Consider the following 24,262-nt stretch of genomic DNA (forward strand, 5'->3'; position numbering starts at 1 on the left):
TTAATGCCACACACGCCGATGTGACCGAGTCCTTTTTCGTCACCGAGGGCTATGCTGCCCAAGCGACGACACACGCGGGCCGTTTGGATATGGCCGCATCCGGGGTAGCGACAACGTTCAGGCGCCCCACCATCAACACGGCAGCACCGACGCGCTGGAGGTTGCGTTGACCGACGACGTCCTGGTTGTGCACGGAGGCACTCCGCTCGAAGGGCGGATCCGCGTGCGCGGCGCGAAGAACCTGGTATCGAAGGCGATGGTCGCCGCACTGCTTGGCGACAGCCCGAGCCGACTGTTCGACGTGCCCAAGATCCGCGACGTCGAGGTGGTCCGAGGTCTGCTCGGCCTGCACGGCGTCAAGGTCACCGACGGCACCGAGGACGGCGAGCTCGTCTTCGACCCGGCGAACGTAGAGAGCGCCAGCACCGACCAGATCAACGTGCACGCCGGTTCCAGCCGAATCCCGATCCTGTTCTGCGGGCCGCTGCTGCACCGCCTCGGACACGCGTTCATCCCGGATCTGGGCGGCTGCCACATCGGCCCGCGTCCGATCGACTTCCACCTCCAGGCGCTGCGGGAGTTCGGCGCCACGGTCGACAAGCGGCCGGAGGGGTTGCACCTGTCCGCGCCGAACGGGCTGCACGGCACCAAGTTCGCCCTGCCGTACCCGAGCGTCGGCGCCACCGAGCAGGTGCTGCTGACCGCCGTGATGGCCGAGGGCGTCACCGAGCTGCGCAACGCCGCGGTGGAGCCGGAGATCATCGACCTGATCTGCATCCTGCAGAAGATGGGCGCGATCATCAAGGTCCACACCGACCGGGTGATCGAGATCCAGGGCGTGCCCAAGCTGCACGGCTACACCCACCGGCCGATCCCGGACCGGATCGAGGCGGCGAGCTGGGCGGCCGCCGCCCTGGCGACCCGTGGTCACGTCGAGGTGCTGGGCGCACAGCAGGCCGACATGATGACCTTCCTGAACATCTTCCGCTCGGTCGGCGGCGAGTACGAGGTCACCGACGCCCGCGCGCCGAAGCTGGGCGACCCCGGCCAGGAGGGCGGCATCCGCTTCTGGCACCCGGGTGGCGAGCTGAACGCGGTGGCGCTGGAGACCGACGTGCACCCCGGCTTCATGACCGACTGGCAGCAGCCGTTGGTCGTGGCGCTGACCCAGGCCCGCGGCCTGTCGATCGTCCACGAGACGGTCTACGAGCAGCGGCTGGGCTACACCGAGGCGCTCAACTCGATGGGCGCCAACATCCAGGTCTACCGGGACTGCCTCGGCGGCACCCCGTGCCGCTTCGGCCGGCGCAACTTCAAGCACTCCGCGGTGATCGCCGGGCCGAGCAAGCTGCACGCCGCCGACCTGGTCATCCCGGACCTGCGGGCCGGTTTCAGCCACCTGATCGCGGCGCTCGCGGCCGAGGGCACCTCCCGGGTGTACGGCGTGGACCTGATCAACCGGGGCTACGAGGACTTCGAGGCGAAGCTCGCCGACCTGGGCGCGCACGCCGAGCGTCCGTAATCTCGGTCACCCATCGTTCGGGCTACGACGGCTCCAGGTCGCGCTGCGACCTGGAGCCGTCGGCCGTTGCACCGCGATGTGCACCGGGCGTGGACCGTTGGCTACCCTTGCCGCGTGCCGTCGCTCTTTCGCCGCAAGTCCACCGACCTCGTCGACGAGGCCGTCACCTCGGTGACCCCCGAGGAGACCGCTGAGCGTCCCCGGGGTTACACCCCGGCCAAGGGTCGGGAGACGCCCAAGCGGCCGACCGTCGGCCGTCGCCCGGCCGGCCCCACTCGCCCCCTCACCAAGGAGGAGGAGCGGGAGCGTCGCCGTCAACTGCGTGCCGAGGCCGCGTCGGAGTTCCGCCGTGAGGGTGGTCCCCGCGACCGCGGCCCGGAGCGGCTGCTGGCCCGCAACGTGGTCGACTCCCGGCGTACCGTCGGCACCTGGTTCTTCGGCGGCGCGCTGATCGTGCTGGTCGGGTCGAACGCGGCCATGCCGCCGCTGGTCCGGTTGATCTCCAACGTGCTCTGGGGCGCGCTGGCGCTGGGCGTGGTCATCGACTCGGTGCTGATCTGCCGCAAGATCAGCAAACTGGTCCGGGAGCGTTTCCCGAAGACCGACCAGCGGATGGGCTCGCTCTTCCTCTACGCGGTCATGCGGTCGATCACCTTCCGGCGGATGCGCGCTCCGGCACCCCAGGTCAAGCTCGGCGACAAGGTCTGACCCCGGGCTCCACTGCCGCACCTCCACGATCCGCGCACCATCAGCGAAACTGCTGCCTCAGCCATCTCCGAGGCAGCAGTTTCGCCGTAACTGCGCGGATCTTGCCGTGCGTTCATCATGCTGAACGGGATGCCGTTGTTCGCCACACCGAACGTTTGACCCAATGGAGCGAAGGCATGCCTTCGGAACCGGCTGCCCCGCTGGCCACCATCGCCGCCGCCCTGCGCCGGGAGCGGGAACGGGTCGGCATCTCGCTGACCGAACTGGCCCGCCGGGCGGGGGTGGCCAAGTCCACCCTCTCCCAACTGGAATCGGGCACCGGCAACCCGAGTGTGGAGACGCTCTGGGCGCTGGGCGTCGCACTGGGCGTGCCGTTCAGCCGGCTGGTGGAACCCGTCGACGACGGCGTACGGGTCATCCGGGCGGGAGACGGGCCGCACGTCCGCTCCGAGCAGGCCGACTTCAGTGGAACACTGCTCAGCGCCGGTGCGGCGCACCTGCGCCGGGACGTCTACCTGATCAGGCTGGAACCCGGCGCGGTCCGAACCGGACAGGGACACACCCCCCGCAGCATCGAGCACGTGGTGGTCGCTGCCGGCCGGCTGCGGGCGGGGCCGGAGGCGGCGCCGGTCGAACTCGACCCGGGTGACTACGCCACGTTCCCCGGCGACGCCCCGCACCGTTACGAGGCGCTCGCTCCCGGCACCTTCGCCGTCCTGATCATGGAGCACCCCTGAACGAGCGCGGCGATCCCGCCGGAGCCGGGCGGTCCTCACGTGCGGTATGGTCGGAGACCAGATTCGGTTATAGGACCAAATGTCCGAAACCAATGGGATAACGTTTGCGCCGGTGGGCGGCACCACAGTGGCGGTGAGCGAGCCCACGCCGTTACCCTCCATCCGCAGCCACGGCCTGCCGGAGCGGCGACCTGACCGGCACGTGCGGCCCCAGCGCGACAATTTGCAACGAGGTGACAACGCGTGAGCGAGCGGACGCGAGCCGGCCACCGGGGCGTGGCAGGCGGCGACCGGACGCCCAGCCAACACCCGACGGCGGCTGCGGACAGCTCACCCCCGGCGAGAATCGGCCCAGCGGCCGGGTGTGGCGACGGGCTCGACGGATGAACGGCCGCTACACCGACCGGTGGCCAGACCCGAACGAACCGTCCTGGGTGGTCGAACCGACCACCGAGTGGCACCCCCAGTTCCCCGGCCAGCGCTACCCCGGCGACATCGGCATGCCGCACCAGCCGCCACCGCGCGGCCGGGCGACGGTTTCCGGCCGCGCCGAGGTGCCGCCGCTCGCGCCCACCCGCCCGGACGGCACCTACCTCGGCCGCTCGTGGTCCGACGAGCCGCCGGCGGACCAGGCACCTCACGGCCGGTCATGGGTGGACGACGAGCCGGGCGAGACACCGGCCTACGGCCGACCCCGAGGCGACGACCGCGCGGCGGATACCTCCGCCTACGGCCGGCCCGACAGCGCCGACTCCCGCCAGTACGACCACGAGCCGTACCGTCGCCCGCTGCCCGAGCCGCCCCGCCGCGACGAACGCCGCTCCCCCGAGTCGGACCGGCGCACCGCCTGGTCCGACCGACGCCCCGCCGACGAGCGGGGACCCGCGCGCGAAGCCGCGTGGCACCGGGACCAGCCCAACCCCGAGCGGTACGACAGCCGCCGTCCCCGGCCGGAGCCCGGCGAGCGCGATCGGGGTTACCGGGGCACACCGCCGGTCTCCCCCGCGCCCCGGCCCGAACCCGGCTGGGTGCCCGAGCCGGACGACGCACCACGTCGGCACGGCACACCGGAACGACCCGCCGCCGGTTACGAACGGCACCCCGGCGACGGGTACGGCGTCCGACCCGCCCGCGACCACGACGGCCGGACCGATGGGGCCGACCCCTGGGCACCCGTGGACGGCCACCCGCGGTACCGCGCCGACGGGTACCCGGACCGGGCCGGGGACGACCTGCGCCGCCCCGAGCCGCGCTACCGAGCGGATGAGGGGATCGGCGCAGCGCCCTCACCCAACGGTGGACGACGGCGTCGGCCCGAGCCGGACCTGCCCGACCAGCCGCGCCTCGACGACGACCGGCGACGGCCCGACCCCGGCCCGCACTGGCAGCAGCCCCGTGAGGCGGCCGCCCGCGCCGAGACGTACCCGGACCGGCGACCCCGCGAGCAGGCCCGCCCGGACGCGTACCGCGAAAACGGGTACCGCGAGGACGCGCCTCGTGAGGATGCGTACCGCGAACCCCGGCCGCAGCCGGGCCAACGGTCGGACGGCAGTCTGCCCTGGCCACCGCCGGGTCCGGTGCGCCAGGACCGCACCCCGGACCGCACCCGGGAGCCGGACCACCGCACCGACCCACATCGCGCCCCCGATCCACACCGCGCCCCCGACCCGCACCGCGCCCCCGACCCGCACCGCACTTCCGACCCGTACCGCAGCGCCGAGCCAGGCATCGCGCCGCGGCCGGCCGCCCGGCTCGACCGGCCGGCGGCCACGCCGTCCCGGCCCGAGGAGCGACCGGCGGCCAGCCCGGCGCGGTACGACGAGCGACCGGTACGCCCGGCCGCGACGGCGCCGCCCACGTCCGGCCGTGCCATGCCGGTCCCACCGGTCTCCCCGGAGCGACCGGTGTCGCCGGCCCCCGTCTCCCCCGGTTGGGACCGACCGGTGTCGGCCGCCCCGGTCTCCCCCGCTTCCCCGGAACGGCCGGTGTCGCCAGCGCCCGTCTCCCCCGCCGCCCGCGGTGGGGACCGACCGGTGTCAGCCGCCCCCGCCTCCCCGGAACGGCCGGTGTCCTCGGCCCCCGTCTCCCCCGGCTGGGACCGACCGGTGTCGGCCGCCCCGGTCTCGCCCGCATCCGACCGGCCCGTCTCGGGGCCACCCGCCGCACGACTGCGGCTGGAGTACCTACCCGCGCCGGTGGATCCGCCCGGCGCCGACGAGCGCTCGGCTGCCCCGCCCGCATCGGGACGCCGGCCGCTGGCCGAACCGCCACCGGCGTCCGGGGCGCAGCCCACCCCACCGCCGCGCTACCCCGGCCCGGGCACCGGGGGTCGCCCGGCGGAGCAGCGGCACGGCGAGGAGCCGGGCCCGGACCGCCGTCGGGTCGGCGACCCGCCGGCCGGCACCCCGGCGACCGAGCGCCGCCAGGTCTCCTCGGACCGCCCGCCGTCGGCCGAGCGGCCGTACGCCGCCGACCGACCGGCCGGGCCACAGCGCCCGTACTCGCCGGAGCGGCTGGCCCCGACGGCGGACGGCCGCCCGTCGGTCGCTCCACCACCCACCTGGCAGGCGCCGGCGCCACCGGCGACCCGTCCCGCCCCGCCCCCGGCCGATCCGACCCCTGCGGCTCCAACCCCTGCCGTCTCGCAGCCACCGGCCGAGGACGTCGCGCCGGCGCTCCCGCCGGCCCCCGGTACGCCGCGCCGCTACGTACCCCCACCGCCCTCGGAAGAGCCGGTGGCGCCCGTTCGCGAGCCGGACGACGTCCCGGGCACCCGGGGACCGGAGGCGTGGTTCAGCCCCGCTCAGCCCGCCGATTCCGACCAGGGCGAGCCGGCGACGGATCAGCAGTCGTTCGACCCGGCCGGCGACCCCGACCTCTCCACGACCCCGGCCGCACCGGACGTGGCGACGCCGACAACGAGGGCCGACATCCACCTCGACGTGGCCGACGAGCACGTCAGCGGGTCGACGCCAGACGACGCCTTCGACCCGGTCTCCGCGCCGCCCGCCTACCCGGTCTCCGCGCCGCCCGCTCAGCCGGTCTCTGGTGCTCCCCGGCTTTGGGCGGACGACCTGGACGACGACCCGCAGCCCGCTTCCGATACCGGGACGGTGGACGGCGACCAGCCCGTCTCCGACGCACCCGTCGTCGCGACGCGCTACCAGCAGGCCGAAGCCGAGAACGAGGGCGACCAGCAGCCCGCCGATGCCCTGCCCAACGTGGACGCCGATCCGGTCGGGCACGACCCGACGGACGACCCCGCGCCGCACGTCGAGCCGGTGGACGCGACTGCCGATCCGAGCACGAGCCCGACGGATGACTCGGGAGCCGACGACTGGCCGGTCGACGCTGCGCTGTCCGTGACGTCCGCGAACGACACGAGCCCGCCGGTCTCAGCACCGCCGGTCTCAGCACCGCCGGTCTCGGCACCGCCGGCTCCGGCACCGACCGACTCGGTCATGCCGGTCTCCGCTCCCCCGGCAGCGCCGGTATCGGCCCCACCCGCAGCGCCCACCTCCGCGCCGCCAGCCTCGGCCGCAACGCCCGTCTCCGCGCCACCCCTCACCGCAACGCCCGTCTCCGCGCCACCCCTCACCGCAACGCCCGTCTCCGCGCCACCGGCGCCGACCGCAGCCCCGGTGTCCGCACCACCCGCGTCAGCGCAGCCGTACCCCATACCGCCCGTCTCCGCACCACCCGCGCCGGCACAGCCGTACTCCGTCACACCGGTCTCCGCACCGCCAGCGCCCGTGTCCGCGCCGCCAGCCGCGACGCCCGTCTCGTCGGTGCCCGTCTCCGCGCCGTCAGCCTCGACACCACCGCCCGCCACGGCGCCGGTCTCCGGGCCACCGGCGTCGGTGGTGCCGACGTCCGGGCCACCCGCCTCGGCCGTACCCGGTCCGCGAAGCGGTTCGGACGCGCCGAACGTGCCGGTGTCCGGGCCACCCGACGACGCAGCACCGGTGGTGACCCGCCCGTCCCTGGCCGACCCCGGCGACCCGGAGCAGGTGCTGGCCGCGTACCGCTGGCGGTTGGACCCGGTCACCCTGCGCGAGGAGCTGACCGAGCCGGACGACCTGCGGGCCATCCGGCGGCGGCTGACCGAGAAGTTGGGTTCGGCGGTCGACAACCGGGCCCGGGCCCGTCTGCTCAGCCTGCGGGCGGTGGCGTCGCGGATTCTCGGCGACCTGGACGACGCGCTGGCCGACGGTCGGCTCGCCCTCACCTACGCCGAGGCCACCGGCGAGCTGCGCCGGACCGCGCTGGCCCAGGCCCGGCTGGCCCACGTGCTGCGCTGGCGCGGCGACTTCGCCGAGGCGGACCAGCTCTTCGCCCAGGCCAACTCGGTCGAGCTGCCCGACCGGTTGCGGGCCGCGCTGCACGAGCACGCCGGGCGGTCGTGTTACGACCAGGGACGGCTCATGGAGGCCTGCGAGCACTTCGAGAAGGCGCTCGACCTGCGCGGCGCAGGCGACGCGGAACTGCTGGACCGGGTCCGGGTGGCCCTCGACGCGGTCAGCGTCCGGGCCGAGGCGGGTGGCTTCGGGCCGTACCCCCGGGGTCGGGACGAGGTGCTCGACCGGGACCGGCCCCCGTTGCCGGACCGGGACGGGCCGCTGTGGGGTTACACCAGCCAGGACGGCGACGTGGTCATCCCCGCCCGGTACGCCGAGGCGCAGCCCTTCCACGACGGGTTGGCCTGGGTCCGCCGGCCGGACACCGACCGCTGGTCGCTGATCAACCTGCTCGGTACGACGGTGATCCCGCCGTCCTTCCGGGCCGCGCATCCGTTCAGCGACGGGCTGGCCTGGGTGGTCGGCGAGGGCGGTTGGACGGCGATCGACGCGACCGGCGCGGTGCAGGTCGCGCCCAACTTCGCCGAGGTACGACCGTTCCGGCGCGGGCTGGCCCCGGTACGGCGCGAGGGGTGGGGGGCGGTCGACCGGGCCGGCCGGATCGTGGTGCCCACCCGCTACCACGGCTTCGTCACCGAGTTGGCCGACGGCCAGCAGATCGACGGTTTCACCGACGAGGGGCTCGCCGTGGTCGACGTGGCGGGTCGGCGGGGTGTGGTGGACCGCACCGGCACCGTGCTGGTCCCACCGACGCACCCGATGCTGGTCATCCACCCGGTGGCGTTCCTGGTCGAGACCGGCAACGGGCGGTGGGGTGCGCTGGACCGGCGCGGCGTGCCGCTCATCGACCCGGTGCACCGTGATCGCGCCGAGGTGCTGGCGGAGATCGACCGGCTACTCACCGACGCCAACCCGGTGCTCTGAGTCGCCGGTCGTCAGCGGTGATCCACTGGGGCTAGGGTCGGTGCATGGAATTCCGACACCTGGGCCGTTCCGGCCTGATGGTCAGCGAGATCTCGTACGGCAACTGGATCACCCACGGTTCACAGGTCGAGGAGGACGCGGCGTTCGCCTGCGTCCGGGCCGCTCTCGACGCGGGGATCACGACCTTCGACACCGCCGACGTGTACGCCGGCACCCGGGCCGAGGACGTGCTCGGCCGGGCGTTGCAGAACGAGCGCCGCGAGGGCCTGGAGATCTTCACCAAGGTCTACTGGCCGACCGGGCCCGGCCGCAACGACCGTGGTCTGTCCCGCAAGCACATCATGGAGTCGATCAACGGCTCGCTGCGCCGGCTGCGCACCGACTACGTGGACCTCTACCAGGCCCACCGGTACGACTACAGCACCCCGCTGGAAGAGACGATGGAGGCGTTCGCCGACGTCGTGCACTCGGGCAAGGCGCACTACATCGGCGTCTCCGAGTGGACCGCCGAGCAGCTGCGCGCCGCGCACCCGCTCGCCCGGGAGCTGCACATCCCGCTGGTCTCCAACCAGCCGCAGTACTCGCTGCTCTGGCGGGTCATCGAGACCGAGGTCGTGCCGGCCAGCGAGGAGCTGGGCATCGGGCAGATCGTCTGGTCGCCGATGGCGCAGGGCGTGCTCTCCGGCAAGTACCTGCCGGGGCAGCCGCCGCCGGCCGGTTCCCGCGCCACCGACGAGAAGTCGGGCGCGGGCTTCATCTCCCGGTTCATGAACGACGACGTGCTGACCCGGGTCCAGCAGCTCAAGCCGCTCGCCGAGCAGGCCGGGCTCAGCATGGCCCAGCTCGCCGTGGCGTGGGTGCTGCAGAACCGGAACGTCTCGTCGGCGATCATCGGCGCGTCCCGCCCCGAGCAGGTGCACGACAACGTGAAGGCGGCCGGGGTGAAGCTCGACGCCGAGCTGCTCAAGGCGATCGACGACATCGTCGCGCCGATCGTCGAGCGGGATGCGGCGAAGACCGAGTCCCCCGCGCAGCGTCCCTGACGCCGTTCCGGTCCGGCCGGCGCGAACCTCCGCGCCGACCGGACCGGTCAGCTCAGCCGGGCCCGCTCAGCTCTGCCAGAAACGGATCAGCTCCAGGCCGGTGGCGTAGAGCCACGAGGGCAGACCGAGCAGGTCACCGACCGCGAAGACCGCGTCGAAGAACCAGCCGCCGATGCGCGGGTTCCACAGCAGCGCGAAGAGCAGGATGAATCCGTACGGCGCGAACAGGTCGTACATCTTGCGCCACTGCGGGTTGAGCCACGGCTGGATCATGTTGCCGCCGTCCAGCCCCGGCACCGGCAGCAGGTTCAGCACACTGGCGGTCAGCTGGAGGAAGGCGAGCAGCGCCACCCCGGCCCAGAACTCCACCGGACCACCCGACTGGGTGCCGAGCCGCACCGCCACCACCAACACCAACGTGAACAGCACGTTGGTCGCCGGCCCGGCGAGGCTGACCAGGGTGTGCCGCAGTCGGCCCGGGATGGCGTGCCGGTCCACCCAGACCGCGCCACCCGGCAGGCCGATGCCGCCGAGCAGCACCACCACCACCGGCAGCACGATCGACAGCAACGGGTGGGTGTACTTCAACGGGTTGAGCGTCAGGTAGCCGCGATGCGCGATGTCCCGGTCGCCGGCCCGGTAGGCCACCACCGCGTGGGCGTACTCGTGCAGGCACAGCGACACCAACCAGCCGGACACCACGAAGAGGAACACGTTGAACCGGACGCTGCCGTACCCGTTCCAGGTCAGCACCCCGCTGACCGCGAAGAGGGCGACCAGGCCGAGGAAGACCGGGCTGGGCCGGAACGCCGCCTTGGGAACGCCGAGGACCAGCCCGTCACCGCCCGGGCGGTCGTAGGCCATCACTCGGCCGTGGGCAGCAGGCTCATCCGGTACTCCACCCGGTCGTCCTCCACGAGCGCGACCGAGGTGACGCCGGACGCCGCGAGCTCCCGCCAGGTCTGACCGATCCAGGATTCGGCGTCGGCCTGGCTGCCGAACGACTCCGCCGGTCCCTCGACCGTCTGGCCGTCCGTGCCCTCGTACCGCCAGCTCCACGCCATGCCGCGTCTCCCCTCGCCGCTGAAGTCCCCGTGGGACGAACCCTCGCCAGCGTAGTCGGCCCGGCGCGCAACGGCCGCTCGCTCGCCCCGGCGGGACCCACGGGGTGGATCAATCCGATTGACGCCGGCCGGTACGGTGGCTCGGTGTTGACGCGGGGAGTGCTGCTCGGCGACCGGTACCGGCTGGGCGAGCGGGTGGCGACGGGTGGGATGGGCGCGGTCTGGCGCGGCACGGACGTGCTGCTGGAACGCGAGGTCGCCGTGAAGGTGCTCCTGCCGTCGCTGGTCGCCGATCCGGAGTTCACCGCCCGGTTCCGGGCCGAGGCGCGGATGCTGGCCGCGCTGCGGCACCCCGGCGTGGTGCCGGTGCACGACGTGGGGCAGGCCGCGCTCGACGACGGCAGCCAGGTCGACTACCTGGTGATGGAGTACGTCGAGGGCGAGCCGTTGTCCGCCCGGGTGCGCGCGGTGGGGCGGCTGGATCCGGCCACCACCATGTCGGTGCTGGCCCAGGCCGCGGACGCGCTGCACACCGCCCACCTCGCCGGCATCGTGCACCGGGACGTGAAGCCGGGCAATCTGCTGGTCAAGGCCGACGGCAGGGTGGTGCTTGTCGACTTCGGCATCGCCCGGTCCCGCGACATGGCCGGGCTCACCGCCGCGAACATGGTGCTCGGGACCGCCTCGTACATGTCCCCCGAGCAGGCCACCGGGCAGCCGGTCTCGGCCGCCACCGACGTCTACGCGCTCGGCGCGGTGGCGTACTTCTGCCTTGCCGGGCAGCCGCCCTTCCACGGTGACAACCCCCTCGCGGTGGCGCTGCGGCACGCCCAGGAGGACCCGGCGGCGCTGCCGGCGGACACTCCGCCAGCGGTCGCCGCCGTGGTGGCCCGCGCGCTGGCCAAGCGGCCGACGGACCGGTTCGGCACCGCCGCCGAGTTGGCCGCTGCCGCCGCCGACGCCCGCGACGCGACCCTGGCCAGCATCCCGGTCTCGGCCCGCCCACCCTGGGCGCTGGCCGCACCCACCCCCGGGACGCCCTCGGCCCTTCCGGTCACCCCGGCCGCTACGCCGCCCGCACCGACGCCCTCGGCCGGGCCGACGCCGACCGGGCAGCCCGCGCCGATCGGGGCCGCCCCCGTACGGACGCCGGCAGGCTCCGCGGCCTCGCCGGTGAGCGGGCCGGGGTCGACCCGGGAGGACGTGTTGCGCAAGGGGTCGTCCGGCCGAGGCCGGCAACTGCTGATCGGGGTCGGCGCGGTCGCTCTCGTGGCGCTGATCGCCGTGGCCGTGGCGGCCCTGCGGCCCGACGGGGAGCCGGGTGGGGCGGACCGTCCGCCCGCGCTGGCCGGCGGATCGGCGGCGGCCCCGGACGGTGGCGCGCTCGACGACGGAGGCGCGAGCAGCTCGGGACCCTCGCCCAGCGGCGCCCCGGGCGCCAGCCGCACCGCGTCCGCCGCGCCGGCCGGCTCCGTCGGAGCGACCGACGCGCCGAACGCCGCCCCGGACCCGCGCACCACGACGCCGGGCGGCACACCGACCGGTACGGCCAGCAGCCGACCGAGCCCCAGCCGCACCCCGTCGAGCCGGCCCAACCCGTACACGGCCGCCCAGGCGTGCGGCAGCGGCTACCAGGTGATCGACTCGGCGACGCTGACCGGCGGCGACGGAGAGCGCAAGGGCCGGGTCTTCCTGCTCTACCACGCGGGCACCGGCACCAACTGCGTGGTCACCCTCAAGGACACCGCGGTCGGCGCGAAGTCGGCGGCCTCGGCGTACCTGGAGGTGCAGGGACGGGCCCGCAGCACCGACAGCGGGTCCTTCGACTACTACGCCGGGCCGGTGCGGGCCAGCGCCGCCGGGACGTGCGTCAAGTGGGGCGGCTCCACCGGCGGAGTCAGTTACGGCAGCGGGTTCGAACACTGCGACTGAACGGCCGGGGGCACCCGGGCCGGCAGGCACCGCAACCGTGGTCGGCCTTAAGGTACGGGCATGTCCGTAGACGGGTGGAACACGGTCCTGGTGCTCGGCGGTATCCGGTCCGGCAAGTCCGAGTTCGCCGAGTCCCTGGTCACCGACGCGCCGGTGGTCCGCTACGTCGCCACCGCACCCGAGGGCGACCCGGAGGACACCGAGTGGGCGACCCGACTGGCGGCGCACCGCGCCCGGCGCCCGGGCAGCTGGACCACCGAGGAGACCACCGAGGACCCGCGCCGGCTGGCGGACGTGCTGGAGTCCGCCGAGCCCAACGAGACGGTGCTCGTCGACGACCTGGGCGGCTGGGTGACGGTGCTGCTCGACCCGGACCACCAGCCCGCCGACGACGTGGCGACGATCGCCGAGCTGGCCGAGGCGATCCGCGGGTGTGCCGCCCGGGTGGTGCTGGTGAGCCCCGAGGTGGGGTTGTCGCTGGTGCCGACCACCCCGCTGGGCCGGGCGTTCACCGACGCGCTGGGGGCGGCCAACCGCGCGGTCGCCGACGCCTGCGACGCGGTCGTACTGGTCGTCGCCGGTCAGCCGGTCTGGCTCAAGCCGGCCGCCACCGCGACCGAGCCGGCCGCTCCCGTCACCGCGACCGCGCCGGCGGCCGCTGCCGCCGCGCCGGTGGTGGTGGCGAGCCTGGCCGACGCCGAGCCGACCCCCGAGGTGCAGCTGCCGGACGTGCTGACCCACACGCCGCCGGCCGCCCCGAATCAGGAGCCGGGCAACCCGTGGGCCGCACCGACCATGGCGTTGCCGATGGTGGCCACCGGGCTGGTCATCCAGCCCGGCATGGAGCTGCCGATGCCCGACGAGTACGCGGGCCCGCAGGCGGTGGACCGACTGGCCACGCTGGACGTACCGGGCGCCGGGCTGGGCGTGCTGGACCGGGTGGTGGGCTTCGCCGCCGCCACCCAGGGCACCTCCACCCCCGCCGCCTGGGGCTCGGTGCGGGTGCTGCTGCTGCACGGCGACCACGCCGGCGGGGCGTCGGCCGGCACCGTCGCCGGTGAGTCGGCGCGCCGCGCCGCGCAGGCCCGTGCCGGCCAGGGCGTGTTGGCACGGCTGGCCGCCGAGAGCGGTGCCAGCCTCCAGGTGGTGGACACTCCGGCCGCCGCGCCGATCGAGGACCAGCCGGCCCTCGCGCCGGAGCAGGTGGAATCCGCGCTGCGCTACGGCTGGCGGTTGGCCGAGCAGGCCGCCGACGCCGGCGTACAGCTGCTGGTGGTCGGGGCGTGCGGCGCCGGCACCGAGGCGGCGGCCGCGGCGGTGCTCGCGGCGACCGCGGGCGCGGAGCCGCCCGCGGTGCTGGGCCGGGTGATCACCGAATCCGGCGAGATCGACGACGCGGCCTGGATGATCCGCTGCGCGGCGGTCCGCGACGCGCTGCACCGCACCCGCCGCTCGTCACGTGGCGCCAAGGACATCCTCGCCGAGCTGGGCGGCGGCGACGTGGCCGTGGCCACCGGCGTGCTGCTCGGCGCCACCGCCCGCCGGGTGCCGGTGCTGCTCGACGGGCCGGTCGGGTTGGCCGCCGGCATGGTGAGCCGTGACCTGGCCGGGCAGGCCCGGCACTGGTGCCTGCTGGCCGACCACGGCGGGCACCCGGCCGTGCGGCTCGCCGCCGACGTGCTGGGCCTCACCCCGCTGCTCGACCTGCGGCTGGATCTCGGCGAGGGCGCGAACGCGCTGGTCGCGCTGCCGCTGCTGCGCTCGGTGCTGGCGCTCTCCGCCGCGCTGCCGGTGCACCCGTCGCTGGGTGGCGGGGACGACACCGACCCGGCCGCCGACGAGCCGGAGTCCACCGAGCCTAGCTACGCCGACCCGGATCTCACCGAACCCGACTCGACTGAGCCCGACTTCGCCGAGCCGGAGCCGGCCGGACCGGGCCCGGCCAGCACCGGGGCGGACGAGCAGCCGGCGTCGGGCTGGCGTGCCGGCTGAGCCGCGGCTGCTCGCGGGCGCCCGACTGGCGGTCACCACGTTCACCACGCTGCCGGTGCGGGCCGGGCGCATCGATCGCCCGGTCGCCGGCACGGCGATGGCCCTCGCCCCGCTGGTCGGCGCGCTGCTCGGCACCCTGCTGGCCGGGGTGCTGCTGCTGGCCGGCGCGCTCGCTCCCCCGCTGGTGGCGGCCGGCCTGACCGTCGGCGTCGCCGCGCTGCTCACCCGAGGGCTGCACCTGGACGGGCTGGCCGACACCGTCGACGCACTCGGCTCGTACCGGCGGGGCGCCGCCGCCCTGGAGATCATGAAGAAGCCGGACGTCGGCCCGTTCGGGGTGGTCGCCCTGGTGGTCGTACTGCTGGTGCAGGCGGCGGCGCTCGCCGACCTCGCCGGTCGGTCCTGGCCGGCGGCTTTCGCGGCGGTGGTCGCGGCGACCGCGGCCGGGCGGTTCGGCGTCACGGTGGCCTGCCGGCGGGGCGTGCCGGCGGCCCGGCCCGACGGACTGGGCGCGCTGGTCGCCGGAACGGTCGGCCCGGTGGCCCTGGCCGCCGCCGCGGTCGCCGTCGTGCTGCTGGCGGTGCCCGCGGTGCCGGGCCGTCCGTGGCAGGGGCCGCTGGCCGTCGTCGCCGCGATCGCCGTCGCGCTACCGCTGCTCACCCACGTGGTACGCCGGCTCGGCGGGATCACCGGCGACGTCCTGGGCGCGACCGTCGAGGTGGTCACCACGCTGGTCTACCTGGGTCTGGTGCTGTCCGGCTGAACCGGGCCCGGCGGGCCGGGTAGCGTTCGGCTCGACAACACCGGCGCGGCCACCGGGGGATCCCACCATGCTCATCACGGACGACTTCCTGCCCGTACCGGTGCCGGAGTCGCTCAGCGCGACCTACCTGGTACCGATGGCGGGGCTACCGAAGGTCAGCGCGAAGACCGCGGTGGCGGCCCTGACCGGCCGACTGGCCGAGCCGGTGCACGGGCTGGCCCGACAGATGCTCGACAGCCCGCTGATGAGCGTCGACACCCGGCCGATCTCCGAGTTCCCCGAACTGCCACCGGACCTGCTCACCGCGTTCGGTGCCACCAAGGAGCAGCTGGCCCGGCTGGCGGCGGCGACGCACCTGGTGGTCGTACAGGCCGAGTACCGGCCCGGCTGGCCGCCCGCGCACGAGTGGGCCGCCCGGGCGGTCGCGGCCGCCGTGGCGGAATCCGTCGACAGCGACGTGGTGGACGTCTTCGGCCTCCAGTTCCTCGACCCGGCGACCGCGCTGCGCTCCCTCCCCGACGAGCAGGGCCGCGTCCGACTTGTCGACTGGGTGCTGGTGCCGTACTCGTCGGACACCGAGGGCCTGTGGTTCACCACCAAGGGGCTCCGCCGCTTCGGCCTGCTGGAGTTGCAGACCCAGGGGGTGCCCGACCACCTCACCCGCGCCTGGGGTGCGGTGATGACCGGGGCCGCCCGCCGACTGCTGCGGGACTGGACCGACGGGCTCACCGGAGAGGAGGTGCCGGCGTTCGTGCAGCTACCGGTGCTGGCCACGGTCACCGGACACGACATCGCGGTGGCGTACGGCAACCCGGAGCAGCACGGCGCCACCGCCCCGGTGCTGCTCCGCCTCGAACTGGACCCGGCGACCGACCCGGAGGCCGACTCGTTCCTCACCCTGCGCCCGCCGGCCGGGCACCCCGGCCCGGACGGGCGCTACTACGCCGCCGCCTGCGCGACCCTGTTCTCCGGGATCCAGCCGGACGTGCGCTACGCCCGCTCCGGGGACGCGATGAGCCGTGCGGTCGCCACCGCCCGGGCCGCGCTGGGTGACGCACGGGCCCGGTTCGTCGCCGGTCAGCTCCCCACCGAGTCGCAGCTGGTGGTGAAGTACGGCCTGCCCGGAGACGACGGCCCGGAGTACGTCTGGGCGGGCGTCACCTCGTGGGAGGCCCCGGAGCGCATCGTCGGCGTGAGCGCCAGCGACGCCAACACCGACCAGAGCGTCCGCATCGGCGCCCCCGTGGTGGTGGAGGCGTCCGACGTGGTCGACTGGGCCATCCTCGACGCGACAGGCGTCATAGAAGGCGGCTGGACCCAAGCAGTCCTGGATTCCGGCGAACCCCCCACCCCAACCCCCTAACCCCACCCGCCCCGAATCCCCGGCCCCCGGATCCCCCCGCCCGCGTTGATCATGAAGTTATTGCCACGACACGCCGACGGCGGTGGCAATAACTTCATGATCAACCAGGTCTGGAGCCGGGGGCCCGGGGTCGGGGGTCGGGGTTACTTCACTGAGGGGGTTACGAAGGGGGGGTTGGTCAGGGTCAGGGGGGCTCGGCGGCCCCGGATGTCGATCTCGACCTCGTCGCCGTCGGTCAGGTTGGCGTCGGTGTTGAGCAGGGCCAGCGCGATGCCCTGCTTGCGGGTCGGGGAGAAGGTGCCGCTGGTTACGGTGCCGACCTGGACGTCGCCCACGTGCAGGGTCATGCCGGGACGAGGGATCGCCCGGTCGACGGCAACCAGGCCGCGCAGCGTACGGCGGGGGCCGGCGGCCTTCTCGGCGAGCAGCGCGTCGCGGCCCCAGAAGGCCGGCTTGTCCCAACCGACCGCCCAGCCGGAGCGGGCCTGCACCGGGCTGATGTCCAGGGAGAGGTCCTGCCCGTGCAGCGGGTAGCCCATCTCGGTACGCAGCGTGTCCCGGGCGGCCAGCCCGCAGGCGCGCAACCCGAACGTCGCGCCGGCGGCGAAGAGCGCGTCCCAGACGGCGACCGCGTCCTCCGCCGGCACCACCAGCTCGTAGCCCAACTCGCCGGTGTAGCCGGTGCGGCAGACGGTCAGCTCCACCCCGGCCAGGCTCGCGGCGGAGAAGCTCATGTAGCCGTGCTCGGTGGGCAGGTCGAGGGCGGCCAGCAACTCGGCCGAGCGGGGGCCCTGCACGGCCAGCACCGCGTACGCCTCGTGCTCGTCGGTGACGGTCACCTGCGCGGGCGCGGCGGCGCGCAACCGGCGCACCACCTCGGCGGTGTTCGCCGCGTTCGGGATGAGGAAGACGTGGTCGTCGGCGTAGAGATAGGCGATGATGTCGTCCACCACGCCGCCGGTGGCGTCGTCGCAGCAGAGCGTGTACTGCGCCCGGCCGGGCCCGATCCGGCCCAGGTCGTTGCTGAGGCAGGAGTTGACGAAGTCGGCCGCGCCGGGGCCGCTCACCCGGGCCTTGCCCAGGTGCGACACGTCGAAGACCCCGACCGCCGTACGCACCGCGGTGTGCTCCTTGAGCACCCCGCCGCCGGCGTACTCCAGCGGCATCTCCCAGCCCCCGAAGGGGGCGAACTTGGCTCCGGCGGCGGTGTGCCGCTCGTGCAGCGGGGAACGGCGCAGCCGGGTCGCGGCGGCGTCGGAGGTCACGTCGGTCATGGGTGGCAACTTACCGGGGGCAACGTCGCTGGTTAGCATCGGCGGGAGCCCGCTGGCGCTGTCGGCGGGACAGCCATGACGTCCGGCAGGTAGGTTCCGCCGGAGACCTTCACCGCTGGTACGCGACGCCGCGACCGGCCCGGCCCGCCCGGAGTAGCTTCAGTGACTTCACCCCGCACCACCAACCTGAGCCTGGTCGACACCGACCCGGCCGAGCTCGCCGTCGACGCGATCGTGATCGGCGTGCACAGCCAGACCGGGGAGCAGGTCGCCACCAGCGGCCTCGCCGGCACCCTGTTGCTCGCCAGCGGCGCGGAGAGCATCGCGGCCGCGTTCGACGGCAAGCTGACCGAGACCCTCGCGCTGCTCGGCGCGACCGGTGGGCCGGGTGAGGTCATCAAGCTGGCCACCCTGAGCACCGTGACCGCTCCGCTGGTCACGGCGGTCGGGCTCGGCCCGGAGCCGTCGGGCGCCGCCCCGGCGCCGGAGACGCTGCGTCGGGCCGCCGGTGCCGCGATCCGGGCCCTGGCGGGCGCACCCAGGGTCGCGCTGGCGCTGCCGCTGCCGGACGACGCGGACGCCTCGGCCGAGCTGCGCGCGGTCGCCGAGGGCGCGCTGCTGGGTGGGTACCGGTTCGCCGGCTACAAGACCCGGCCCCAGCCGACCCGGCGGGAGCCGGTGGCCGAGGTGCTCATCGCGGTGCCGGACGCCGACGACGCGGGCGCCCAGGCGGAGGTCGCCCGGGCGCAGGCGGTGGCGCGCGCGGTCCGGCTCAGCCGGGACTGGGTGAACACCGCGCCGAACGAGCTGCGTCCGCCGTCGTTCGCCGACGCGGTCGCCAGCGCGGCCCGCGAGGCGGGCCTCGGGGTCGAGGTGCTGGACGAGGCGGCGCTGGCGGCCGGCGGGTACGGCGGCATCGTCGCGGTCGGGCAGGGCTCGGAGGCCCCGCCGCGGCTGGTGAAGCTGACCTACACCCCGCAGGGCGGCGGCAACGGCAAGCGGGTCGCGCTGGTCGGCAAGGGCATCACCTTCGACACCGGCGGCATCTCGATCAAGCCGGCGCAGGGCATGTGGGAGATGAAGTCCGACATGGCGGGCGCCGCCGCGGTGGGCGCGGCCATGCTGGCCATCGCCGCGCTGAAGCCGACGGTGGCGGTCAGTGCCTACCTGCCGATGGCGGAGAACATGCCGTCGGGCACCAGCTACCGGCCGGGTGACGTGATCACCATGTTCAACGGCAAGCGGGTCGAGGTGCTCAACACCGACGCCGAGGGCCGGATGATCCTGGGCGACGCCATCGCCCGGGCCTGCGCGGACGGCACCGACTACCTGTTCGAGACCTCCACCCTGACCGGCGGCCAGGTCATCGCGCTGGGCAAGCGGGTGGCCGGTGTGATGGGCACCCCGGAGCTGTGCGACCGGGTGAAGGTGGTCGGCGACGCCGTCGGCGAGCCGGCCTGGCCGATGCCGCTGCCCGACGACGTCCGTAAGGGCATGGAGTCGGATGTGGCGGACATCTCGCAGGTCAACGCCGGAATGGACCGGGCCGGTCACATGCTGCAGGGCGGCGTGTTCCTGCGCGAGTTCGTGACCGACGACGTGGCGTGGGCGCACATCGACATCGCCGGGCCGGGCTACCACTCGGGCGAGCCGACCGGCTACTGGACCAAGGGCGGCACCGGCGTTCCGGTCCGCACGCTGGTGCAGCTCGTCGAGGACGTCGCCGCCAACGGCTGACGGATGTGCGAAAGGGGCCTCCTGCTCAGGGGGCCCCTTTCGCGTGTCTCAGTATCGCTCGGGGCGACGTTTGCGGCGCTCGTTGAAGTCACGCATCCGCTGCGGGTAGCCCATCAGCCGGACGTCGTACACCGGGATGCCCATCCGGTGCGCGAAGCGCCGGGCCCCGTCCGGGCCGTCGATGCGCCGGCGGGTCCACTCCCCGTCGTCGGCGATCAGGATTACCGTGGTCTCGGTCACGGTCGTCCGAGGCTCGATGTACGCCTCGACGCCGCGCCGACTCCGGATGAAGTTTTCCAAATGGTCCAGATCGCCGCGACTGGCCGCACGGTCATGGCTCGGCACAGCCGCCTGTTTGCGGCGCCGGAACAACCCCACCGGATCTCTCCCCCACCGTGCGTCATCGACAACGGTGCCAAGGGTACGTGTCGATGACGTGTCGTTGGGCACCTCAGTACGCACCCTGTGCTCAGTGGTGACAAGATGACCGAGGTGGGGTGTGTCCGTGTTACATCCCCGTGACCCCCGATGCAGCGACGCGACCTGGGAGTTGGACGTGAGCGAGCCGAACGAAGCGACCTTCGACATTGTCATTCTCGGAGGTGGCAGCGGCGGCTACGCGACCGCGCTGCGCGCCGTCCAGCTGGGCCTGAAGGTCGCGCTGGTCGAGAAGGGCAAGCTCGGGGGCACCTGCCTGCACAACGGCTGCATCCCGACGAAGGCGCTGCTGCACGCGGCCGAGATCGCCGACCAGGCCCGCGAGTCGGAGCAGTTCGGCGTCAAGGCCGAGCTGATCGGCATCGACATGGCCGGGGTCAACGCGTACAAGGACGGTGTCATCTCCCGCCTGTACAAGGGCCTGCAGGGCCTGGTGAGCGGTTCGAAGAACATCACCTTCGTGGCCGGCGCCGGCAAGCTGGTCGGCAAGAACGTGGTCGAGGTGGACGGCAAGCGCTACACCGGCCGCAACATCGTCCTGGCCTCCGGCTCGTACGCGAAGAGCCTGCCGGGCCTGGAGGTCGACGGCGAGCGGATCATCACCAGCGACCACGCCCTCACCATGGACCGGGTGCCGTCGTCGGTGATCGTGCTCGGTGGTGGCGTGATCGGCGTCGAGTTCGCCAGCGTGTGGAAGTCCTTCGGCGTGGACGTGACGATCGTCGAGGCGCTGCCCCGACTGGTCGCCGCCGAGGACGAGGAGTCGTCGAAGGCGCTGGAGCGGGCGTTCCGCAAGCGGAAGATCAACTTTAAGGTCGGCAAGCCGTTCGAGAAGGTCGAGAAGACCGAGAGCGGCGTCAAGCTGACCATCCAGGGCGGCGAGACCGTCGAGGCGGAGCTGCTGCTGGTCGCCGTCGGTCGCGGCCCGAACACCGCCAACCTCGGGTACGAGGAGCAGGGCGTCAAGATGGACCGCGGCTACGTGCTGACCGACGAGCGGCTGCGCACCAGCGTGCCGAACGTCTACGCGGTCGGCGACATCGTCCCGGGCCTCCAGCTCGCGCACCGGGGCTTCCAGCAGGGCATCTTCGTGGCCGAGGAGATCGCCGGGCAGACCCCGGCCGTGATCGACGAGGTCGGCATCCCGCGCGTCACCTACTGCGACCCGGAGCTGGCGTCGGTGGGTCTGACCGAGGCCAAGGCCAAGGAGCAGTACGGCGCCGACAAGATCAAGACGTACAACTACAACCTGGGTGGCAACGGCAAGAGCCAGATCCTCAAGACCACCGGCTTCGTGAAGCTGGTCCGGGTCGACGACGGCCCGGTGGTCGGCGTACACATGATCGGCGCCCGGGTGGGCGAGCTGATCGGTGAGGCGCAGCTCATCTACAACTGGGAGGCGTACCCGGCCGAGGTCGCCCAGCTCGTGCACGCCCACCCGACCCAGAACGAGGCCCTGGGCGAGGCGCACCTGGCCCTCGCCGGCAAGCCGCTGCACGCGCACGCCTGATCATCCAAACCGCGGCGTCCGGCGACGGGCGAAGATCCCACCAGGGGAATGAAGGAGTCTCAGAAAATGCCGGTATCGGTCACCATGCCCCGGCTCGGCGAGAGCGTCACCGAGGGCACCGTCACTCGCTGGCTCAAGCAGGAGGGCGACACGGTCGAGGTTGACGAGCCCCTGCTCGAGGTCTCGACCGACAAGGTCGACACCGAGATCCCGTCGCCCGCTGCGGGCGTGCTGAGCCGGATCGTGGTCGGCGAGGACGAGACCGCCGAGGTCGGCAGCGAGCTGGCCGTCATCGCCGGTGAGGGCGAGTCGACCGGCGGTGGCGAGGCCGCCCCGCAGGAGCAAGCCCCGGCCGAGTCGGTCGAGCCGGCCGCCGAGCCGACGGCCGCCGCCGAGGGCACCGCCGACGAGGTGGCCCAGGACGAGGCTCCGGCCGAGACGCCGGCTCCGGCCGCCGCCTCGTCGGGCGAGGGCACCGCGGTGAAGATGCCCGCCCTGGGCGAGAGCGTCACCGAGGGTACGGTCACCCGCTGGCTGAAGCAGGTCGGCGAGACCATCGAGGTCGACGAGCCGCTGCTGGAGGTCTCCACCGACAAGGTGGACACCGAGATCCCGTCGCCGGTCGCCGGCACGGTGCTGGAGATCAAGGTCGCGGAGGACGAGACCGCCGCGGTCGGCGCCGACCTGGCGATCATCGGCGCCGCCGGCGGTGCCCCCGCCCCGGCGCAGCCCGAGCCGAAGCCCGAGCCGAAGGCGGAGGCCAAGCCGGCGCCGAAGCCGGAGCCGAAGGTCGAGGAGCCGACCCCCGGCATGTCGTACAACGAGCCCGCCGCGGAGACCGAGAGCTCGGCGCAGCCGGCGAAGACCGAGCAGGCCGCGCAGCCGGCCGCGTCGACCTCGACGCCGCCGCGCCCGTCCGCCCCGGCGCCGGGTGCCGGCGAGGAGGCCGCCGGGTACGTGACCCCGCTGGTGCGCAAGCTGGCCAGTGAGCACGGCGTCGACCTGGCCGCGCTCAACGGCACCGGCGTGGGTGGCCGGATCCGCAAGCAGGACGTGCTGGAGGCCGCCGAGAAGGCGAAGGCCGCCAAGGCCGCTCCGGCTCCAGCGGCCGCTCCCGCCGCCGCCGCCGCGCCCCCGGCCAAGCCGGCCGCGAAGCCGCAGCCGAGCGCCAAGCGGGGCACCACGGAGAAGCTGCCGCGGATCCGGGCGACGATCGCCAAGCGGATGCAGCAGTCGCTGCACGAGACGGCGCAGCTGACCACGGTCGTCGAGGTCGACGTCACCAAGGTCGCCAAGCTGCGGGTCCAGGCGAAGGAATCGTTCCAGGCCAAGCACGGCGTGAAGTTGTCCTTCCTGCCGTTCTTCGCCCTCGCCGCCATCGAGGCGCTGCAGACCCACCCGATCATCCAGGCCAGCATGGACCTGGACGGCGGCACGATCACCTACCCGGCCGCCGAGCACCTCGGCATCGCCGTGGACACCGAGCGCGGGCTGCTCGTGCCGGTCATCCACAACGCCGGTGACCTCAACATGGGCGGCATCGCCAAGCGGATCGCCGACCTGGCCGAACGCACCCGGGCCAACAAGATCACCCCGGACGAGATGGCCGGGGCGACCTTCACGCTGACCAACACGGGCAGCCGGGGCGCGCTCTTCGACACCCCGATCGTGCCGTCGCCGCAGTCGGCGATGCTCGGCACGGGTGCCGTGGTCAAGCGTCCGGTCGTGGTCAACGACCCGGAGCTGGGCGAGGTCATCGCGGTCCGGTCGATGGTCTACCTGGCCATGTCCTACGACCACCGGCTGATCGACGGCGCCGACGCGGCCCGCTTCCTGACCGCGGTCAAGGAGCGGCTGGAGGCCGGCAACTTCGATTCGGAGCTGGGCCTGGCCTGATCCACCCGCAACGCCGAAGGGCGCCCCGGTCGTCGACCGGGGCGCCCTTCCGTTTGCGGTCCTCAGCCCTTCAGCAGGACGGTCGAGACCTGCCAGAGCCGCTCGGCGGCCTCCGGGTCCAGCGCGTAGTCGGCGACGCCTGTCCGCCCGCCGGGCTGGGCGGGGGCGGCCTGCTGACAGTCTTCGAAGTAGCGCCCGCCCACCCCGTCGAGCAGCGGCGAGGCGGCGACCAGCACGGAGGTGGCGGCACCCTGTTCGACGGTCTTCCAGGCTGCCGCGTTGCCCGCGCGCAACCGGTTCAGCTCCTCCTCGCTGACGTAGCGCTGAAGGTTGGTCCGGATCGCGCCGGGCATCAGCGAGTTGGTGAGGATGCCGTCGTCGGCCCAGCGCCGGGTGGCCTCCACGGCGAACAGCACGTTGGCCGTTTTGGACTGCCCGTACGCCTGCCACGGCTCGTACTCGCGCTTGTCGTACTGGATGTCCTCGAAGACCACTGGTGAGCGCAGGTGGGCGGCGGAGCTGACCGAGACGATCCTGGCCCCGTCGCCGGCCGCGAGTGCCGGGCGCAGCCCGGTGGCGAGCGCGAAGTGCCCCAGGTGGTTGGTGGCGAACTGCATCTCCCAGCCCTGCGGGGTGCGGGACAGGGGTGCGGCCATGATGCCGGCGTTGTTGACCAGCATGTGCAGCGGACCGTCCCAGTTGGCCACGAAGTCGGCGATCGAACCCTGGTCGGCGAGGTCGAGCGGGGCGACCAGGACGCGGTCGTTGCCGGTGGTGCCGGTGATGTCGTTCGCGGCCTGCTGCCCGGCGTCGGGGTTGCGGACGGCCAGGGTGACCTCCGCGCCGGCGCTGGCCAGGGCGCGGGCGGTCTCCACGCCGATCCCGGAGGAACCGCCGGTGACGACCGCCCGCCGCCCGACGAGGTCCACGCCCCGAATCACCTCCATGGCCGTGGAGTTATGGGCGAACGAAGTGGTGATCGGGTTGTTGGTCGTCATTGT

17 protein-coding genes are annotated in these 24,262 nt (G+C 73.8%); 12 read left to right on the forward strand and 5 right to left on the reverse strand.

Annotation, left to right across the window (positions count from 1 at the left end):
• Positions 1-166: 166 nt before the first annotated feature.
• From murA to AC5L30_RS15280, 5 genes are all read left to right on the forward strand, one after another.
• Positions 167-1,522 carry a UDP-N-acetylglucosamine 1-carboxyvinyltransferase gene (gene murA, locus AC5L30_RS15260; RefSeq protein ID WP_030337972.1) on the forward strand — a complete coding sequence of 452 codons (1,356 nt, stop codon included), beginning with the start codon at positions 167-169 and terminating at the stop codon, positions 1,520-1,522.
• A 114-nt stretch (positions 1,523-1,636) separates the two neighbouring features.
• Positions 1,637-2,230, forward strand: a complete 594-nt coding sequence (locus AC5L30_RS15265) for a DUF3043 domain-containing protein (RefSeq protein WP_494867911.1) — start codon at positions 1,637-1,639, stop codon at positions 2,228-2,230.
• A gap of 176 nt (positions 2,231-2,406) precedes the next feature.
• Positions 2,407-2,967, forward strand: coding sequence for a helix-turn-helix domain-containing protein (locus AC5L30_RS15270; RefSeq protein WP_494867913.1), 561 nt, complete (start codon positions 2,407-2,409; stop codon positions 2,965-2,967).
• A gap of 383 nt (positions 2,968-3,350) precedes the next feature.
• Complete coding sequence (locus tag AC5L30_RS15275) at positions 3,351-8,249, forward strand: WG repeat-containing protein (RefSeq protein ID WP_494867914.1); 4,899 nt, start codon at positions 3,351-3,353, stop codon at positions 8,247-8,249.
• Positions 8,250-8,293: 44 nt separating this feature from the next.
• Positions 8,294-9,292 (forward strand): aldo/keto reductase family protein, encoded by a 999-nt coding sequence (locus tag AC5L30_RS15280; protein WP_494867916.1) that lies wholly within the window; start codon positions 8,294-8,296, stop codon positions 9,290-9,292.
• A 66-nt stretch (positions 9,293-9,358) separates the two neighbouring features.
• On the opposite strand, the gene AC5L30_RS15285 is transcribed toward AC5L30_RS15280, so the two are convergent.
• Positions 9,359-10,156 carry a site-2 protease family protein gene (locus AC5L30_RS15285; protein ID WP_494867918.1) on the reverse strand — a complete coding sequence of 266 codons (798 nt, stop codon included), beginning with the start codon at positions 10,154-10,156 and terminating at the stop codon, positions 9,359-9,361.
• Entirely contained in the window at positions 10,156-10,356 is a 201-nt protein-coding gene (locus AC5L30_RS15290) for a hypothetical protein (RefSeq protein WP_030337978.1), read from the reverse strand. Before AC5L30_RS15290 ends, AC5L30_RS15285 begins: the two co-directional genes overlap by 1 nt.
• 144 nt (positions 10,357-10,500) lie before the next feature.
• Here AC5L30_RS15290 and AC5L30_RS15295 point away from each other — a divergent pair, with 144 nt between their 5' ends.
• The 4 genes from AC5L30_RS15295 (at position 10,501) to AC5L30_RS15310 (ending at position 16,406) form a co-directional block, all read left to right on the forward strand.
• Complete coding sequence (locus AC5L30_RS15295; protein ID WP_494867919.1) at positions 10,501-12,288, forward strand: protein kinase domain-containing protein; 1,788 nt, start codon at positions 10,501-10,503, stop codon at positions 12,286-12,288.
• Between the two features lie 60 nt (positions 12,289-12,348).
• Positions 12,349-14,280: a bifunctional adenosylcobinamide kinase/adenosylcobinamide-phosphate guanylyltransferase gene (locus tag AC5L30_RS15300; RefSeq protein WP_494867920.1), complete on the forward strand. Its 1,932-nt coding sequence runs from the start codon at positions 12,349-12,351 to the stop codon at positions 14,278-14,280.
• On the forward strand, positions 14,270-15,043 hold the full coding sequence (locus tag AC5L30_RS15305; RefSeq protein WP_494867922.1) for an adenosylcobinamide-GDP ribazoletransferase: 774 nt from the start codon (positions 14,270-14,272) through the stop codon (positions 15,041-15,043). Before AC5L30_RS15300 ends, AC5L30_RS15305 begins: the two co-directional genes overlap by 11 nt.
• A 67-nt stretch (positions 15,044-15,110) precedes the next feature.
• Positions 15,111-16,406 (forward strand): DUF2314 domain-containing protein, encoded by a 1,296-nt coding sequence (locus tag AC5L30_RS15310; RefSeq protein WP_494867923.1) that lies wholly within the window; start codon positions 15,111-15,113, stop codon positions 16,404-16,406.
• 143 nt (positions 16,407-16,549) lie between these two features.
• Here the strand turns inward: AC5L30_RS15310 and gcvT are convergent, their stop codons facing one another.
• A complete protein-coding gene (gene gcvT / locus AC5L30_RS15315) occupies positions 16,550-17,680 on the reverse strand; it encodes a glycine cleavage system aminomethyltransferase GcvT (protein WP_494867924.1) in 1,131 nt (376 codons plus the stop codon).
• 162 nt (positions 17,681-17,842) lie between these two features.
• Between gcvT and AC5L30_RS15320 the strand changes: the two genes are divergently transcribed.
• On the forward strand, positions 17,843-19,417 hold the full coding sequence (locus AC5L30_RS15320) for a leucyl aminopeptidase (protein WP_494867925.1): 1,575 nt from the start codon (positions 17,843-17,845) through the stop codon (positions 19,415-19,417).
• A 48-nt stretch (positions 19,418-19,465) separates the two neighbouring features.
• Here AC5L30_RS15320 and AC5L30_RS15325 read toward each other — a convergent pair whose 3' ends face one another.
• Positions 19,466-19,795 carry a hypothetical protein gene (locus AC5L30_RS15325; protein WP_494867926.1) on the reverse strand — a complete coding sequence of 110 codons (330 nt, stop codon included), beginning with the start codon at positions 19,793-19,795 and terminating at the stop codon, positions 19,466-19,468.
• A gap of 178 nt (positions 19,796-19,973) precedes the next feature.
• Here AC5L30_RS15325 and lpdA point away from each other — a divergent pair, with 178 nt between their 5' ends.
• Both lpdA and sucB read left to right on the forward strand, forming a co-directional pair.
• Entirely contained in the window at positions 19,974-21,365 is a 1,392-nt protein-coding gene (gene lpdA / locus AC5L30_RS15330; protein ID WP_494867927.1) for a dihydrolipoyl dehydrogenase, read from the forward strand.
• Between the two features lie 66 nt (positions 21,366-21,431).
• Positions 21,432-23,261 (forward strand): 2-oxoglutarate dehydrogenase, E2 component, dihydrolipoamide succinyltransferase, encoded by a 1,830-nt coding sequence (gene sucB / locus AC5L30_RS15335; RefSeq protein ID WP_494867929.1) that lies wholly within the window; start codon positions 21,432-21,434, stop codon positions 23,259-23,261.
• A 62-nt stretch (positions 23,262-23,323) separates the two neighbouring features.
• Here sucB and AC5L30_RS15340 read toward each other — a convergent pair whose 3' ends face one another.
• Positions 23,324-24,259 (reverse strand): SDR family NAD(P)-dependent oxidoreductase, encoded by a 936-nt coding sequence (locus tag AC5L30_RS15340; RefSeq protein WP_494867931.1) that lies wholly within the window; start codon positions 24,257-24,259, stop codon positions 23,324-23,326.
• Between the last annotated feature and the right edge of the window lie 3 nt (positions 24,260-24,262).

The organism is Micromonospora sp. BQ32 (genome assembly GCF_059358895.1).